This is a genomic window from Chloroflexota bacterium, from assembly GCA_026710945.1.
In the GTDB taxonomy this organism is placed as follows: domain Bacteria; phylum Chloroflexota; class UBA11872; order VXOZ01; family VXOZ01; genus VXOZ01.
Genome location: JAPOQA010000051.1, coordinates 1 through 16,611 on the forward strand (window position 1 = coordinate 1; position 16,611 = coordinate 16,611).

Sequence of the window (16,611 nt, forward strand, 5' to 3'; positions counted from 1 at the left end):
CCAATACCTCCCACGCCCGGTCGGAAATATCGTGGCGGCGGTGCGCCGGCGCTGCGGCTGTTGCTGACATAGCTCCCATCCTGCTACATTGGTTACTACCTCAGCTTACCACCACTACCTTACTTTGACGACACACCCTAGGGGCGGCTCCGATGAATCCTTGTAGCGCGGGGGCTTGTCCCCCGCTTCCAAAGTGTTTGCATATGCGGAGGCCGACCCCAAGCCGTCACACGCGCGGGAATGACTGATTGAACCCCTGTGCCAGAGACTCAGACTATTCGTTAACCAAGACGGATTCGGTTTTGACACTCCTCGCAGTTGTCGTGGAAAGGATTATGTCCCCATGAATCTTGGTTTGGCAGGAAAAGTAGCCGTCGTCACCGGCGGCAGCCGCGGTATCGGCCGGGCGACGGCGCTCACGTTTGCGGAGGAAGGAGCTGCCGTTGCCATTTGCGCCCGCGGCAGCGAGACTCTTCAAGAAACCTTGGTAGAGATTCGTTCGCGCGGAGTGAACGCCTTCGGCATGGTCGTGGACGTAACGCAGCGCGCCGAGGTGGAGTCGTTTATCGAGGCGAGCGCCGAGGCCTTGGGCGGCATCGACATGCTCATCAATAACGTCGGCGGTTCTGTAGGTAAGGGGCTGATGGACTCTACGGACGAAGAGTGGATCGACACGTTCGATCTCAACCTCTTCCACGCGGTGCGCACCTCCCGGGCCGCGGTACCGCACATGCGCAAGCGGCGCAGCGGCTCCATCGTAGTCATATCGTCCATTTCAGGGCTGAAACCGGCGCCCGGCAGCCAGTACGGCGCGGCAAAAGCGGCGGAGGTGTTCGTGAGCGGCGCGTTGGCGATGGAGTTGGGGCCGGACAATATCCGCGTAAATACGGTCAGTCCCGGCTCGATTCTCTTTCCGGGCGGCGGCTGGGCGCGGCGGCAGCATGAAGACCCGGAAGGATTCGGCAAATTTGCGGTAGAGGAGTACCCGCTGGGCCGCCTGGGCACGGCCAAGGAAGTGGCACGGGCGGTGGTCTTCGTCGCCTCACCCGCCGGAAGCTGGATCAACGGCACGAACATTTCCGTGGACGGCGCCCAGCAACAACCGGGCATGTTCGAGAAAGGCCCCGTGTGGCAGTAAGCCTCTCATGGAATGACGTAGGGGCACGACATGTCGTGCCCCTTACCGATGTCAGCTACCGTCATTCCCGCTTGCGCGGGAATCTATCTTCTCTTACTGCCCATAGTCCAGCGACTTGCGGCTATGCCTGGAGAATCCTGGACTCCGGCCTGCGCTGGAGTGACGGAGGGAGTGGCCCAACAGCGACGAAGTGAAAGACGACTCAGCTTCACCCGTTGGGCTGCACCTCATTGATCAACCCAACCAAGCCGTACAACGCCACAATGTAGCCGTACCAACCGAAGCCTTGCACCACGCCGCGCGCCGCCGCGGAGATGATGGAGTGGCCACGCCAGGCTTCCCGCGCGTACAGGTTGGAAAGGTGCACCTCGATCACCGGAAACGGCATCGCCTTCAGGGCATCGAAGAGCGAGGGGCTGTATTGGGTCAAACCGGCCGGGTTTAAGAGGGCGCCCTGGGCGTTGTCGATGTTCTCGTGCAGGAAGTCGAGCACCGCGCCCTCGTGGTTGGACTGGAAGCAAATCACGTCAAAGCCGAGCTTTTCAGCCTCCTTGGTAACTTGCTCGTGAATCTGATTCAGCGTCACCGTGCCGTAAATCTCCGGCTGGCGGCGACCGAAGAGATTCAAGTTCGGGCCGCCCACGACAAGGATTCGTTTCGGGGGAATCTGGTCTGTCATCGGTTTGCTCCGATCTTTGCGCTCAGGGTAGGACTCATCTAAGAAAACATTGTTGGTTAGCAGTCGTCGTTCGCTGCATGGCGGATGGATTCGAACGGGATTCCATATTCATCTCTGCATTACATGGTACGTGAAATCATCGCGTAACGCCCGCCATCAACGCCTGGCGCAGCTTCAAGCACGTGAGTCTTGCACACGTAGCACTTCCTGTTCATGCTGAGCTTGCCCCGTGCTCGATACAGCGTATCGACACGATACAGCGTATCCACACGATACGGGGACGAACGGAATTGCTGCTTCTCAACGAGTACCAGATTGCTTACGGCTCGACTAGAAACGTCCGTCGCGGACCTCAAAGCGTGTTGGTTTCGCATAGGCCGGCAGAGCGCGCTCAAGCCAGTCGGCGGTCCAATCGATCATGGTCTCCAGCGGCACCACCGGAGCGCCGAAGAGCTGCTGCGCCTGCGCCGTGCTGTTGATCCAGGCGGTCTCCGATTCCGTGCCGTCGTACCGCGGCGTCTGGTTGAAACGCTTACCAAAGGCGTGGGCCAGGGCGCGGATACTGGTTGACTCGCTTCCACCAATATTCAGCGGGCTCGTGGGGGAAGTGCAGTGCAGCAGCGCGCGCAGGGCCTGAGCGCCGGCGTCCCCCTGCCAGATGACGTTCACGTGCCCCATGGTCAGCGGCACCGGTTCACCGGCGTGCACCCAGCGTGCCACGTCGTACAGCACGCCGTAACGCATTTCGATGGCGTAGTTAAGCCGGAGCAGGCGGCCCGGCGTCCCATGTCGCTCTGAAAAGTATTGGAAGACGCGCTCGCGTCCGACGCAGGAATTGGCGTACTCGCCCACCGGCTCCGTCGCCACAGCTTCATCCCAACCCTCACCGGCAACCGGCGCGTAGGGATAGACGCAAAGTGTTGAGAAAGCCACGATGCGGGATTGGGCAAAGGCGTCAGCCACGATCGCGGGCACGTGCGTGTTCATGGCCCACGTGAAGGCCGCGTCTTCCGTCGTGCCGATTTTCTTGCCCGCCATAAAAATGACGTTGGGCAACCGTGGGAGGTCAGCAACCGCCGCGCGGTCCAAAAGGTCGCACGCGATGGTTTCGACGCCCCATGCGTTGAGACGTCCACGAACAGCGGGATCGCTGAAGCGCGCCACGCCGACGACCCGTTTCTGCGGTGCCGCGCGCTTTGCCAGCCGCGCGAGTGTAGGCCCCACTTTGCCGCCGACGCCAAGAATGAGTATGTCGCCGTCGAGGCGCTGCAGGTCGTCGCTCAGGGCTTGGCTGGGTCGCGAGAGCAGCTCCTCCAGTGCATCTACACCGGCAATCTGTGCTGGGAGGGTTTCGGGTGTGAGTAGATTCATGAGCGAGCTACCGCGTACGATGCATCATCCGTCACTCCGGCGGAAGCCGGAGCCCAGGTATGCGAACAAGATGGATTCCGAGCCTCCTACGGAGGCGAGTTTTCGCGGGAATCACCATGGCCGTGCTCAGGCCGCACAAGGGAATGAATTGCGGCGGCTGGCTTCCTGACCGTCATTCCGGCGAACGCCGGAATCCAGGGTGTGCGCGACGAATATGGATTCCGCGCCCCCGCGCGGGGGCGACCTCTCGCGGGAATTGTAAATGTCAGGTAATTCGTTGACAGATTTGAGAATGGTAGCAAGTGAACGCAATACTCTACATGAATAGTACACATATCATTCTGATCGGAGCGCAGCGAAGAGGGGAATCTAAGTTGTTGAGCCTATCTGGCGACATGTTGCATGTACCCTAGATTCCGCGAACAGGGTTCGACGCTCTGCTCGGAATGACATGATCTGTCAACACTGCCAATTTGGGAGAGAATTCTGTCAACGAATTACTCAACACTTACAGGAATGACAGAGTCTGTCGTGCTATTTTCATGGTAATGACGGATCTTGGCTCAGTTTCTCCGGCGGGCCGCTTGCGAGACTAACCTCTGGACTACGACTCTAGCGTGCCCCTCCATCGGTCACTACCTGCTGTGCAGAGCACCGCTCAGTCCGATGGCAATTCAGTATACCATGGACTCTGACAACCTCAGCGCAAGCAAGGAGCGACGGCAGTGAAGCGGGTGATGTTCGACGATCTCTATACGTGGTCGGTCTTCAACGAAGAGAAGCAATTCGACTTCAACGGCTACCTCTGGGTACGGGAGGGAGGCAATATCCTCATCGATCCGGTACCTATGAGCGCCAGTGACGGGGCGCAATTGGACGCGCTCGGCGGCGCTGCGCTTATCGTCCTGACCAATCGCGACCACGAGCGCGACGCCGTGGCCTTCAAAGCGCGCACCGGCGCGCAGATTGTGGCCCATGAGGCCGACGCGCCGCTCTTCGAACTCGCGGTAGACCGCACGGTGGCCGACGACGAGGAGATTGTGCCCAATCTGCGAGTGCTGCACCTGGCGCACGGCAAGAGTCCCGGAGAGATTGCGCTGCTCTGGCGCGGCGGGAGCGTGGCCTTCATCGGCGACTACGTCTGGGGCCATCCGGTGGGCTCGTTGACGCTCGGTGCGGAGCCGGCCGTGGCTGACCCGGCGCAAGCGGCGCTGCAACTCCGCAAGCTGCTGGCAATCCCACAACTCGACGCGCTGCTGCTCGGCGACGGCCATTCGATTTGCCATGGTGCCCGCGACGCGCTCCAGGTCATGCTGGAAGCCCGCACGGATATCTATATCAACCGCATTAACCTGGATGAGATACCGTGGATGCCGCTGAAAGCTCCGGATGACTTCGTGTATGAATTCAAGAACATCGACCCGTTGATTGGCGCCCGCCACCTGGGGTATCAGGTCATTCGCCTCAAGCCGGGCAAGACGGCCTTTCCGCTCCACTTCCACCACCACGAAGAAGAGTTGGGCGTGGTCTTGGACGGGGAGTGCACGGTGCGGACCTCGCGAGGCGACGTGCCTGCGCGCGCCGGGGACTTCTTCGCGTATCCGCCCGGTCCCAACGGCGACCACCACTACATCAACGCGGGCGCTGAGCCCTGCACACTGCTGCTCCTGAGCAACGTGGTGCCTGCCGACGTGAGCGAATACCCTAACTCCAACAAGGTGAACATGCGCTCCGTCCGCCGCATCTTCCGCAAACAGGACGCCGTGGACTACTGGGACGGAGAAGTATGATAGGGACCGCCAGACTCAAGCCGGAAACCTAAGGGATAGGGAATCTTGTAGCGCTAAGGCAACGGCGGGTGTCACGTCCGCTCACCTGGCTAGAGAGCTATCGCGCATTCCTGCCGTGCTATTAGCACCCCACCGCGGTGTGTAGTACCGTATATAAGGACGAATAAGGCGGCAAAGACCTCCAACATTCAGAAAGCAATTAAAGTGGCATCTGTAGTTCGGTTCGGCATCGCGGGGATGGACCATTGGTATGCCGGTTTCGGGGCGCTGCGGGGCATCGCCGCAAGCGACAATGCGGTGGTGACGGCGGCGGCGCATCGCAAGACTGCGTACCTAGAGGCGACGGCACGAGACTTTGACATTCCTTATACGACCGACGACTATCACGAAATCGTGCGGCGGGATGACGTGGACGTGGTCGTGGCGGCCTGCACCACGGCGGAAGCGCCCGCGCTGTGCCAGGAGGCGGCGCGCCACGGCAAGCACATCATCTGCGTGAAGCCGATGGCGCTCACGCTGGCAGACGCCGACGCGGTGGTTGCTGCAGTCCAGGAGGCCGGTGTCGGCTTCTATCCGCTGGAGGCCCTTCAGGCAGGCGGCGGCGCGGCGCAACAATACGCGCAATGGCTGCAGGAAGGCCGCATCGGACGGCCCATTAGCACCACCGTAATCCGGCGGGGTGGTCTGCCCACGCAGGAGTGGCCCGGCGTGCACGTGGCCCGCACCTGGTGGCTGGATGCCTCTCTAGCGCCCGGCGGCGGCTGGATCGACCACGCAATCTACGACGTCCACATGCTGCGCAAGCTGCTGGGCGCTGAGGTTGTCCGCGTGACCGGCGCCACCGCGAACTTGGTTCACAAAGACATTCCGCTTGAGGACTTTGGCGTGGCGACGCTCACGTTTGATAACGGCGTGGTAGCAACGCTGGAAGTTACGTGGTCCAGCGGTCCCGAATCGGGCATGCACGCGTTTCAGCTCGTGGGCACGGAGGGACAGATCGCTACGGACGGCATTTCCGGCAAGCTGGCAGTGCGGGGCAATTTTGCGCCCTGGCAGGGCTGGGTGCTTTCCGATGCTACGCAAGATGCAGGCAGGGGCAGCATTGGCGCGATGGTAGATTTCCTGCAGGAAGGCAAACCGTTGCCCGCCTCAGTCGCGGATGGACGGACAAATCTGGCTGTCTGTCTCGGCTTTTATGAGGCCGCGCGCCATGACCGCGTCGTTATGCTCGCCTAGCATGTGATGCTTGCCTTAGTGGTCTTGCGTAACATCTACGCCATTGGCCTTGGGACTTAGCTTAAGGGGTTTTGCTTGGCGTTGCCGTCGCACAACGAGAATGCCTATCATCGCCCCACCGGAGTCGCATCACCCAATTCTCAGGCCGCGTCTTGCCCCCTCTCCCGGGGGGAGAGGGCCGGGGAGAGGGCAAAGTGCAGCGAGACGCTGGCTAGGAGAGGGTTAACCAACTCTAGAATAGCGATTTGGCTGGTGAGCGCCGACGCAGGTTGCAAACCTGCGCTACCGGAGGACCGGGCAGGGTTGGGCCCGGGAATGCAAGAAATTCTTGCAGTGCGGCTGGGGTGAAAGCAATGAATGACGGCCCCCGCTGTCCGCATGTTGCCGGGTTTTCGTGCGGCCTGCCAAGTTCAATACCCGTTCATTCATTAGTTTTGCGCACGGCACATCCATGAGCACAGTCATCGCGCTTGCGAATCAGAAAGGCGGTGTCGGCAAGACGACCACCGCCGTCAACCTGGGCGCGTACCTTGCCTTGCACAAGCAAACGGTGCTCTTGGTAGACTTGGACCCGCAGGCGAACACCACCGGCGGCTTAGGCATCCCCAAAAGCGACCCCAGCATTTACCACGTGCTGCGCGGCAGGGCTGCGGCGCAGGACCTCATTGTTCCGGTGGAAAGCGCTCCCAATCTCTCGGTGTTGCCGTCAAGCCCGGCGCTGGCGGGCCTGGAAGCGGAAGCCGTAAGCCTGCCGGAGCGCGAATACCTCTTGCGCGCCGCGCTGGCTCCGCTGCGCGATGCCTACGCATACATTCTGATAGACTGCCCGCCGTCACTCGGCATGCTCACGGTGAACGGCCTTTGCGCTGCCGATGAAGTAATAATTCCGGTACAGTGTGAGTACTTGGCGCTGGAGGGACTGGCGCAATTGCTGGATACGGTCAGGCGGGTGCGCAGCGGGTTGCACCCGAGGCTGGGACGCGTGCGCATACTCATGACGATGTACGACGTGCGTACTCGCTTATCGCAACAAGTGCGCGACGAGGTGCGGTCACACTTGCCGGGTCAGGTGTTCGAGACCGTGATCGCCCGCAACGTGCGCCTGGCGGAAGCGCCGAGCCACGGCCGCACGATACTGGCGTACGATCCCTTCTCGAAAGGGGCGGAAGGCTATCGCCGCTTGGCAGAAGAAGTACTAGGCAGTGACTGAAGAACTCACGTCATTCCCTGTAAATGTCAGGTAATTCGCTGACAGATTCGGCAAACGTAATCGGTGGTTCTGCCAGAGTGTGCGACCACGACACCTGTCATTCCTGTATGTGTTGAGTAATTCGTTGACAGAGTTGATGTTGGGAACGTGAAGACTATTCGCCCTGCATGCCCCCACACACATGTCATTCCGAACGGAGCGCAGCGCAGTGTCGCTCTGAGCGCGGAATCTAAGATGCTGATCCTAACAAACACGCTCGACGTGAACCCTAGATTCCTCGCTGCGCTCGGAATGACATGCACGGTCGATGCTTTCCAGTGAATAGAAGATTCTGTCAACGAATTACTGAACACGTACAGGAATGACAGAGATTTTCAGCGCTATCTAGCAAACTAGGGAATTTGAGAACGACCTACTGAACACTGAGAAGAGTGACCGTTGAGAGGAGTCAGGAAACTGTGTCGCGTAGAGGTGGCTTGGGCCGCGGACTAGAGGCGTTGCTGCCGGAGTCGGGTCTGCAGGACATACCGGTAGAGCGCATTCGCCCCAATCCGTTGCAGCCGCGCCAGACATTCGTTGAAAACGAGCTGGCAGAGCTTGCGCAATCGATCCGCGAGCACGGCATTCTGCAGCCGGTGGTGGTCAGCCGCCAAGCGGAGGAAGGCGTTTATCAGTTGATCGTCGGCGAACGCCGCTGGCGCGCGGCTCAGCAAGCGGGCCTCGCCACAATCCCGGCTCTAATCCGGCCCACCGGCAGCCGCGAGGCGCTGGAAATCGCACTGGTCGAGAACCTCCAGCGGGCGAGCCTTTCGCCGCTCGAAACTGCCGAGGCGTATGCGGCGCTCATCAGCGAATTTGGCATTACCCAGGAGCAGGTGGCGGCGCGCGTCGGCAAGAGCCGGTCTGCCGTGGCTAATACGCTGCGTTTGCTGAATCTTGTTACTGCGGTCAAGGAAGCCCTCGCATTGGAGACGATCAGCGAAGGTCACGGGCGGGCCCTGGTACGGCTTTCGCCCGAGCTGCAAATACATGCGTTAGCTGAGATAGAAAAACGCGGTCTGAACGTGCGCCAGACCGAGCAGCTTGTGAAACAACTGCTGGGATCGCCGCGCTCTCCTCGTGCCAAATCCCCAGATGCCCGCAACGTCGAGTGGGAAGACCTGCTCCGGCGTTCCCTCGCAACGAAAGTGGAAATCAAGCGCCGCGGCAAACAGGGCACCATCCAAATCCACTTCTATTCCGACGAGGAATTGGAAGGGCTGCTGGACAGGCTGCTAACCGAGGAGGATGGGTAGTGCGGCGAGAACTAAGCGTGGTCTGACAGGCGCCAATTGACCAGCAAGCCGCTTACGCGTGCGGCATTTACTGCAAAGGGGCATCAGGAGAATCAGGCTGAATCGTCAACTAAGAAATCGTAACACCAAACTGCTTGGCGGCTTGCTCAAATGCTCTATCGGTAGCTTCCTGTAATGCATAGTGACTTGAACCTTCACGGTTGTAGAACACCGGAGCCACACCGGTTCGCCTGCGCCCTTTGGCACTTATGATGACCTTGACGACCGTAACCTCCCCGAACTTTCCCTCGATAGTCTCAATGTCCGATGACCAATCTTGGTCATAGAGGTCAAGGCCTTGTATCAAACTTGGATGCATACTCTCACTCACACACTGAAAATTTGCTTCTCTATTTTTCTGAGAAAGACTCGCACATCGCCAATGCTCTTACGTACGTCTTCCTCATCCAGAGAGTCTTCATAGAAGTTTCGATGAAGGGAGTTCGCTAATCGGAATAGGGGCGGCAACTCGGCATCATTACACTCGTCGGCGATTCTCTGTACGTTTTCGCGGAGTGGGCCGTACTTTCCGTGCTTCCATCTCCGCTGCACAGATGCGGCCTTTACCACATGTACGGCGGCTCCCCAGGCCTTTTCCGATGCCTGGAGTATGTCCCCTCGGCCCAACTCTTCCTCTGCCTGTTCAATGAAAATGTAACTGGTTTGTAAATGATCGGTAGCCTTTGCCAACTGCTCGTCAGTTGTCGACACTATTCGACTCCAGCAACGCCCGTTACAACTACTGCGGCGCTTGGCGTGAATTACATTCCAGTCACACTGTTGGACTATCCTCACCTTACATGCACTGGTGAATGAAGACAATCCTTCACCGCATGACTACGGCTACTTCCTTTCTACTCATATAACTAAGTCTGTCATGGTATGGTTATAAGAGTCAATAATGTTTGCTGACATGGACCTACCACAACCACAAGGAGACTGTTAAGAATAGCGCCTGAGATAGGGGCGAACTCCACGAGTCTTCTTGCGCGAAAACTCTCCAGGGCTAGTCATCCCCGCCGCTGCTCGCCGGTGCCCTATGCTGCACCGGCGGAGCAAGCACCCGCCATGCCAGGAGGGCCGCGAGTAAGATGGCCGGTACGAACGTAAACTGAAATACCCGCAGTCCGGTCATGATGCCATAGTTGTCGGCGACGGCGCCGAGCGCGGGACCTACAAAGAGTCCGAGCGAGTAATTGGTGGCCTGCACCAGTGAGAGGCAGGAAGCGCGCTGTGCCGAAACGAGACGGCGGTTGAGGCTCTCCTGCATGAGCGGATGGAGCAAGCCAATCATCACGTAGACGCCGAGCATACCCAAGATGACGAGCGGCCTGAATGGCGCGTTGACGAGGACTATGAGGGATGCCATGCCAATTATGCCCACCGTGAGAATCGCGGCCCGTTCGCTGCCCCATAGCAAGGCGCGAATGCGGGCCGAGCCGAGCATGAAGAGCGACATGACCCCATAGAACAACGCGTAGATAAACCCAAGATCGGCTGCGGAGAAGCCCAGCGACGTAAGGTACGGTCCGCCGAAGGGCCGCTCGCTCAAGAAATAGGCGCGCGTCATCACCACAAACACCGCCACCAGGCCAACCAGTTCGGGGTTGTGTGTGATGGTCCGGACGGTGGCCCTGAGTTGCCCGAAGTACTCGCGTGTTCTTTCCCTGAATGAGGTCGACTGCGTCGGCATCGGCCGGTCGCGGGGGATGGTGGGTTCCACAAACCAGACCGCGATGCTTGCCGCGGAAAGCAGTGCGGCAGCGCTTGCCCAGAACGGTCCCGAGAGGCCGGCTTGGCGCGCAACGACACCGGTGATGAGCGTGCCGGCGACCATGCTGATATTCTCAATGGCCAGGGCGCGACCCAAAAGAGTTTGAGACCTCCCCTCCAAGCCCGCACCCTTGATGGAGTCGTAGAAGAGCGCCATGTCCGCGCCGGAGGCAAAAGCCGCGCCGACGCCGATTACGACAAAGCCAATCATGAAGACAATGTATTCTGAAGCAAAAATGAGGAGGACAACGCCCGAGCAACCCAGCAGCGCCCCCACGAAGATGCTCCACTTGCGGCTGAAACGGTCGGCAAAGAGGCCGGTGGGCAATTCCGAGGCAATGCTGGAAAAGTTGAGCGTGGCCATGAGGAGCATGAACCCGGTAAGCGAGATGCCGCGATCCAAGAAGTAAATGGCGAAGATCGGCAGCAGCGTGCCCCAACGCACACCCCAGGCGACTTTCAACAGATAGAATTTCCACACGTTGCGCTCGAGCGTGCGCGCGTGTTCGAGCGTAGTGCTGCTTTCTGCTGATGTGAGCATGCGGCGAAGTACCTACATTGGCGCCGCTGCGCCGGCTATATATCCCGGTAAGGCACTTCTCAGCGGGATACGCCCGGAGCGTATGCGCGGCGTTGAAGGTGCTCCGCCTATCTTACAGCAGGAACGTGTGCGCCGGTTTAGACCGGCTCGTGCGGGTTGCTCTGTGGGGAGGGAGCCGCAGTCGCTGAACGACGAGCCGGCGGCATCGGCGCGGCCATGGCATCCTGCTGCGCCCAACGGAAGAAGACGATCGCCAGCGGCAGCAGCATGTAGAGGCCGCCGCCCATCCACATGATCAGGCCCCCAATACGCTGATCGTCGAGTGCGGTGAAGGTCGAACCCTCGCGCGGCAGGAGATACGCGGTGTAGAGCACCTGGCCCGAGACCGTAATCAGAACGCCTACGAGCTTGAGCCCGGCTGTGGCGAGAAAGATGTAGAGCAGGCGGCGGGGCGCGGACAGACGCGCGCGAAACGGCCACGAGTCGACCACATTCCACCAGAAGAATACTGCCGGCCAGAAGAACGTCGTGTGTTCGAGCACGTGTATGATTTCATCATCTACCGCCGCCGAATAGAGCTGCGGCACGTGCCAGAGCCAAAGCGTTGCCAGGAACAGGCCGAGCGCCACGTGGGAATGCAGCAACGTCTGCGTAATGCGGCGCATAACGCGATTGCGCGCCACTGTGACAAAGACCGGACGTTGCAGGAAGGCCGGCAGGCCCCGCAGCACCATCACGACCGGCGCGCCCAGCAGCAACAACGGCGGCACGATGAGCACCAGCAGCAAATGCTGGATCATGTGCATGGTGAAATACTGGCCGGAGAGCGTATCTACGGGTCCGATGAGAGAAATGAGCAGGAGGGCAATGCCCGTGCCGAATGAAAACCTGCGCCACAGCGGCGGAGTGGTTCGACCGCGCCGTCGCGCCCGCGTTACGCCAATGGCATAGAAGAGGCTGGCGAAGCCGCAGCTTGCCGCAACCGCGAGGATTACAAATCCAGTCGTTAGGGCGCCGACCATTATCCTGAGCGGATGCCGAAGAGTACCATAAGCGCAATCAGCAAGAGGATTTCAATGGTGAAACCAAAGAAGAAGAAGCCGGAGAACAGTTTGCTGTCATAGCGCAAGTGCATGTAATACGCGACAACTAGGGCGAACTTCGTGCCGGCCAAGACTAGCAGCAGCGGCACCAGCAGCGCAAACGGGATAGCCACGTAGTACGTGGCTACTTCCAGGATCGTTAGGATCGTAAGGACAATGGCAATACGGACGTAATGACCGGTCGTGGCATGGGCCTCGTCGTTATGGGTGGCTTCTGTGCTCATGCTCTTCTCCTCACGGTTCGGCTATGACGCGGCAAGCGACAGGAAACCTTGCCAACTCTTGCCCGGCGGGGGACAAGCCCCCGGCGCTACAAGGATACCTCTTAACTTCTGCGCACGCCGCAATCAGGACTATGTCGGAATCAGATAGATCAGCGTAAAGATGATAATCCAAACAATGTCAACAAAGTGCCAGTAGAGGCCGCCCAATTCCACGTCCAGCGGCTTCACTTTGCCAAAGTAACTCAAGACCAGCAGCGAGAACAGCCATAGGACGCCCACGCCCACGTGTGTGCCGTGAAACCCGGTGAGCACATAGAAGGTCGTGCCAAAGAGGTTGGTCGTGAGCCCCAAGCCATGGTGCACGAATTCGATGAATTCGTATGCCTGGAAGCCCAGGAAGCCGGTGCCGAGCAAGGCCGTCATCAACAGCCAGAAGCGTCCCTTTTTCAGCTCGCGCTGCCTGCGTTCTTCGTCCGTGCCGGATCCCGCCGCTCTCTCGAAGCCGGCGAGCGACAGCACCATCGCCAAGCTGCTCATGAGCAGCACAAACGTGCTTACCGAAGTGAGCGGAATGTTGAGAATCTCATCGGGATAGGGGCCAACGACACTCTTGCCCCGGTAAACGAGGTACGTAGTGATCAGGGAACCAAAGAAGATGCACTCAGAGCCAAGGAAGGCCCACATGAGGATCTTGCGGTGGTTAAGGCCCGTGGACGTTGGATGCTCTTCATGCGCCTCGTGGGCAAGTGCTGCATCACTCATTCAGCGATTCTCCTCACGTTAGCCAATCAGTTTCGCTCTATTCTGGAATTTAATCTTTGCCCTCACCCTAACCCTCTCCCTGAGGGAGAGGGGACAAGATTGGGAAGTCTCTGTCTTTCGAGTTAGACTGTCTTTCCGTCACGTCTACCTGTTCACTCATCGAGCTTGTCTCGTAGTCATCGAGCTTGTCTCGATAGTATTCCAGCTTGCCTTGATTGTAATCGCGCTTGTCTCGAACATGCACTAGTGTTCATCATCTGGCGGCGTGGACGCTGGTTCCAGCGACCAGGCATAGACCGCGACAATCGTCCACGCCACGCCGAATATCGCGACGAGAATGTGAATCATCAGGCCCGCAGCCGCAATCGTCAAACCGGCGCCGACTAGAAGCGGCCAGTAGGATGGGTCCGGCATGTGGACTTCATGTTCTTCGTCAGATTCGTCCGCATGTTCGGCCACGGCCGCGCTGGCCTTGCTGAGCTGCGCCGCATCGCCGTGTCCGTCGCCGTACTTGTCATACCACACCTGATCGCGGTGCGTAATCTGTGGAATTTCATCGAAGTTATGCTCCGGCGGCGGACTGGGGATGGCCCACTCCAACGTGCGCGCGTCCCACGGGTCGTTGCCGGCGGGCTTGCCCTTGATGTAGCTAACGACGAGGTTGTGGAGGAACACCAAGACTGACAGGCCGATGAAGAAGGCGCTGATGGTAATGAACATGTTCCAGAATTCCCAGCCCATGCCGGCGGGATACGTGCTGACACGGCGCGGCATGCCGTCGAGACCTACGAAATGCATCGGGAAGAAGGTGAAGTTCATGCCCAGGAACATAGTCCAGAAGTGAATCTTGCCGATTTTTTCATCCATCATGCGTCCCGTGATCTTGGGGAACCAATAGTAGACCCCACCCATCAACGCCAGGATGAGACCGCCAAAGAGCACGTAGTGGAAGTGGCCGACTACAAAGTAGCCGTCCTGGAAGTGCAGGTCCAAAGGCACGGCCGCCAGCATCGGGCCGGTCAGCCCGCCGATGAGGAATGTCGTCAGGAATCCCAAAGCAAAGAGCATTGGAACCGTCAGACGAATGCGACCGCCGAAACAGGTCGCAACCCAATTGAACATCTTGATGCCGGTGGGAATGGCAATCAGCATGGTGGAACCGGCGAAGGCCGCATCGGCAATGGTGCCCATGCCGGTGGTGAACATATGGTGCGCCCACACGCTAAAGCCCAGGAAACCGATCGACACGGCTGCAAAGACCATCGCGCTGTAACCGAAAATCGGCTTGCGTGAAAACGTGGGTAGGATTTCAGATGCAATGCCGAATCCCGGTAAGACCAAGATATACACCTCCGGATGTCCGAAGACCCAGAAGAGGTGCTGCCAGAGCATCGGATCACCGCCTTCCGCCACCTCATAGAAATTCGTGCCGAAAAGTCGGTCGAATTCCAAGAAAATCAAAGCGGCCGTAATGGCGGGAAAGGCGAAGATGATCAGGAAAGACGTAACGAACGTCATCCAGACGAATACCGGCATGCGCATAAACGACATTCCCGGCGCCCGCAAATTGATAATCGTAATGATAAAGTTTAGGGCTGCCGCTACCGAGGCCACACCGAGCACCAGCAAACCAAGACCCCAAAAATCGATGCTCAGACCGGGGGAGTATTCCTTGGACGTCAAGTTCGCGTACCCAAACCAACCGCCGTCGGGGGCCTGGCCGAACAGGAAGCTGCTGTGCATCAAGAGACTGCCGCCAAGGAACGTCCAGTAGCTGAAGGCGTTCAGACGCGGAAACGCCACGTCGCGTGCGCCGATCATCAGTGGAATGAGGAAATTGAAGAACGCCGCAGCCATGGGCATGGCGACCATGAAAACCATCGCCGTGCCGTGCATGGTGAAGAGCTGGTTGTACGTATCGGGATCGAGGATCTGTCCATCCGGAGTCGCGAGCTGAAGTCGGATGAGCAGTGCTTCGAGTCCGCCAATGAGAAAGTATATGAGGGACGTTACAAAGTAGAGCACGCCGATGCGCTTGTGGTCGATGGTGGTGATCCAACTCCATACCGTCGCGCCGGTGGAAACGCGTTCCTGCGTGCGTACGTCTGTTACTGTTGCCATGCCGACTCTCCTCGCTGCACAGACGTGGCCGTATTAGCGAATAACGGACTGCTGCCCAATGCTATACAAGCAAATGATACAATCTTTGTGAGCATTTTCACAATCTATTCCCGGTTATCTGAGTGCGGTGATATAGGCCGTGAGTAAGCGAATGTCCTCTGGGCTCAGTTCAATCGGTAGAATCATCTTGTTCCCGGGTTTCAGCCCCTGAGGGTCGCTTATCCAATTCATGACGTCCGCATTGGTGTTTTCCAAAATGCCGCCGGCGATATAAGCGCGGCTGCCCACGTGGGTGAGGTCCGGACCGATTGTGCCGATTGCATCGGTGCCGCGAATTGTATGGCACGTCACGCACGCGCGGCTAACGAAGAGTTGCGCGCCTTCGGCAGCGTCACCGGTCACCTCCGCGGCAGGCTCTCGCTGTTTGTCTAACCAGCTATCGAATGCAGCCTCCGATTCTACCACCACGTGGAATCGCATCTGCGCGTGCGCCGTACCGCAATATTCAGCGCACTGCGCCGCATAGAGGCCTTCTTCCGTTGGTGTAAACCAGATGGTATTCGTGGATCCCGGCATCAAGTCTCGTTTTCCCATGAGGCGCGGCACCCAGAATGAGTGAATGACGTCATTGGACTCAAGTTCAAAGTAGACTGCGCGGTCAATCGGAATATGAATCTCGTTGGCAGTAACCACGTCAAGATCAGGATAATGCACTTCCCACCACCATTGGTGGCCGACTACCCGCACCCGGATTGCGTCCTCCGGCGGGTCAGCCTCGATGGTCGCCATTGCTTGATACGTCAAGATAAGCATGATCACGACGACAATGGAAGGAGCGAGCGTCCAGGCAATCTCCAAACGCGTATTGCCGTGAACCTGTGGCGGGATGCTCGTGTCGTTATCCCGCACGCGGAAGCGAAATACTGAGTAGAGGAGCAAGCCCTGGACAAGCAGGAAGATAACAATGGCAAGCCACGTCAGCGGGGCAAAAAGATCGTTGATGACTTGATTGTTGTCCGATCGCGGGAAGAGCGTAGTCTGCGGCGTGTCAACCGCCCCGCAGCCGGCAATGAGAGCTACGGCCGCCGCCCCTATGATTAGCCGCGGCAGCCACCAACCCAGGTCTCGTCTCGGTGATTGCATCTTATGCTGCCTCCTTGCGGCGAAACGTCCTTCGTATGCCGCCTGCCTGTCTGCCGGAGGTCGCATCTATGTCCGCTGTCAAAAGACTCCGGAATATCAAGCGCCGCTGCTCAATCCGGCGCAGGTATGCCCTTGCCATCTCTGTCGCTTACTCCCATGTAGTCGCTGACGGTTGCAAAAAGTCTG

At 58.8% G+C, this 16,611-nt stretch carries 15 protein-coding genes; 5 read left to right on the forward strand and 10 right to left on the reverse strand.

Annotation, left to right across the window (positions count from 1 at the left end):
• The first annotated feature begins 343 nt into the window (after positions 1 to 343).
• Positions 344 to 1,138, forward strand: a complete 795-nt coding sequence (locus OXE05_10255; protein ID MCY4437701.1) for an SDR family NAD(P)-dependent oxidoreductase — start codon at positions 344 to 346, stop codon at positions 1,136 to 1,138.
• Between the two features lie 208 nt (positions 1,139 to 1,346).
• Here the strand turns inward: OXE05_10255 and OXE05_10260 are convergent, their stop codons facing one another.
• Both OXE05_10260 and OXE05_10265 read right to left on the reverse strand, forming a co-directional pair.
• Positions 1,347 to 1,817 carry a 3-dehydroquinate dehydratase gene (locus OXE05_10260; protein MCY4437702.1) on the reverse strand — a complete coding sequence of 157 codons (471 nt, stop codon included), beginning with the start codon at positions 1,815 to 1,817 and terminating at the stop codon, positions 1,347 to 1,349.
• 330 nt (positions 1,818 to 2,147) lie between these two features.
• The gene (locus OXE05_10265; GenBank protein MCY4437703.1) at positions 2,148 to 3,188 is read right to left on the reverse strand and encodes an NAD(P)-dependent oxidoreductase; all 1,041 of its coding nucleotides are present in this window, start codon (positions 3,186 to 3,188) and stop codon (positions 2,148 to 2,150) included.
• 725 nt (positions 3,189 to 3,913) lie between these two features.
• Here OXE05_10265 and OXE05_10270 point away from each other — a divergent pair.
• The 4 genes from OXE05_10270 to OXE05_10285 all read left to right on the forward strand — a co-directional run bounded on the left by OXE05_10270 (position 3,914) and on the right by OXE05_10285 (position 8,719).
• Positions 3,914 to 4,978 carry a cupin domain-containing protein gene (locus tag OXE05_10270; protein MCY4437704.1) on the forward strand — a complete coding sequence of 355 codons (1,065 nt, stop codon included), beginning with the start codon at positions 3,914 to 3,916 and terminating at the stop codon, positions 4,976 to 4,978.
• Positions 4,979 to 5,182: 204 nt separating this feature from the next.
• On the forward strand, positions 5,183 to 6,214 hold the full coding sequence (locus tag OXE05_10275; protein MCY4437705.1) for a Gfo/Idh/MocA family oxidoreductase: 1,032 nt from the start codon (positions 5,183 to 5,185) through the stop codon (positions 6,212 to 6,214).
• A 451-nt stretch (positions 6,215 to 6,665) separates the two neighbouring features.
• On the forward strand, positions 6,666 to 7,424 hold the full coding sequence (locus OXE05_10280) for a ParA family protein (protein MCY4437706.1): 759 nt from the start codon (positions 6,666 to 6,668) through the stop codon (positions 7,422 to 7,424).
• Between the two features lie 458 nt (positions 7,425 to 7,882).
• A complete protein-coding gene (locus tag OXE05_10285) occupies positions 7,883 to 8,719 on the forward strand; it encodes a ParB/RepB/Spo0J family partition protein (protein ID MCY4437707.1) in 837 nt (278 codons plus the stop codon).
• Positions 8,720 to 8,828: 109 nt separating this feature from the next.
• Here OXE05_10285 and OXE05_10290 read toward each other — a convergent pair whose 3' ends face one another.
• From OXE05_10290 to coxB, 8 genes are all read right to left on the reverse strand, one after another.
• Positions 8,829 to 9,065 carry a hypothetical protein gene (locus OXE05_10290; protein MCY4437708.1) on the reverse strand — a complete coding sequence of 79 codons (237 nt, stop codon included), beginning with the start codon at positions 9,063 to 9,065 and terminating at the stop codon, positions 8,829 to 8,831.
• Positions 9,066 to 9,085: 20 nt separating this feature from the next.
• A complete protein-coding gene (locus OXE05_10295) occupies positions 9,086 to 9,469 on the reverse strand; it encodes a PaREP1 family protein (protein ID MCY4437709.1) in 384 nt (127 codons plus the stop codon).
• Between the two features lie 295 nt (positions 9,470 to 9,764).
• Positions 9,765 to 11,072, reverse strand: a complete 1,308-nt coding sequence (locus OXE05_10300) for an MFS transporter (GenBank protein MCY4437710.1) — start codon at positions 11,070 to 11,072, stop codon at positions 9,765 to 9,767.
• Positions 11,073 to 11,209: 137 nt separating this feature from the next.
• Entirely contained in the window at positions 11,210 to 12,094 is an 885-nt protein-coding gene (locus OXE05_10305) for a cytochrome c oxidase assembly protein (GenBank protein MCY4437711.1), read from the reverse strand.
• The gene (locus OXE05_10310) at positions 12,094 to 12,399 is read right to left on the reverse strand and encodes a cytochrome C oxidase subunit IV family protein (protein MCY4437712.1); all 306 of its coding nucleotides are present in this window, start codon (positions 12,397 to 12,399) and stop codon (positions 12,094 to 12,096) included. The genes OXE05_10305 and OXE05_10310 overlap by 1 nt, the downstream gene beginning before the upstream one ends.
• Before the next feature lie 129 nt (positions 12,400 to 12,528).
• On the reverse strand, positions 12,529 to 13,161 hold the full coding sequence (locus OXE05_10315; GenBank protein MCY4437713.1) for a cytochrome c oxidase subunit 3: 633 nt from the start codon (positions 13,159 to 13,161) through the stop codon (positions 12,529 to 12,531).
• Positions 13,162 to 13,404: 243 nt separating this feature from the next.
• Positions 13,405 to 15,282, reverse strand: coding sequence for a cytochrome c oxidase subunit I (gene ctaD / locus OXE05_10320; GenBank protein ID MCY4437714.1), 1,878 nt, complete (start codon positions 15,280 to 15,282; stop codon positions 13,405 to 13,407).
• 114 nt (positions 15,283 to 15,396) lie between these two features.
• Positions 15,397 to 16,425 (reverse strand): cytochrome c oxidase subunit II, encoded by a 1,029-nt coding sequence (gene coxB / locus OXE05_10325; GenBank protein ID MCY4437715.1) that lies wholly within the window; start codon positions 16,423 to 16,425, stop codon positions 15,397 to 15,399.
• Positions 16,426 to 16,611: the final 186 nt, after the last annotated feature.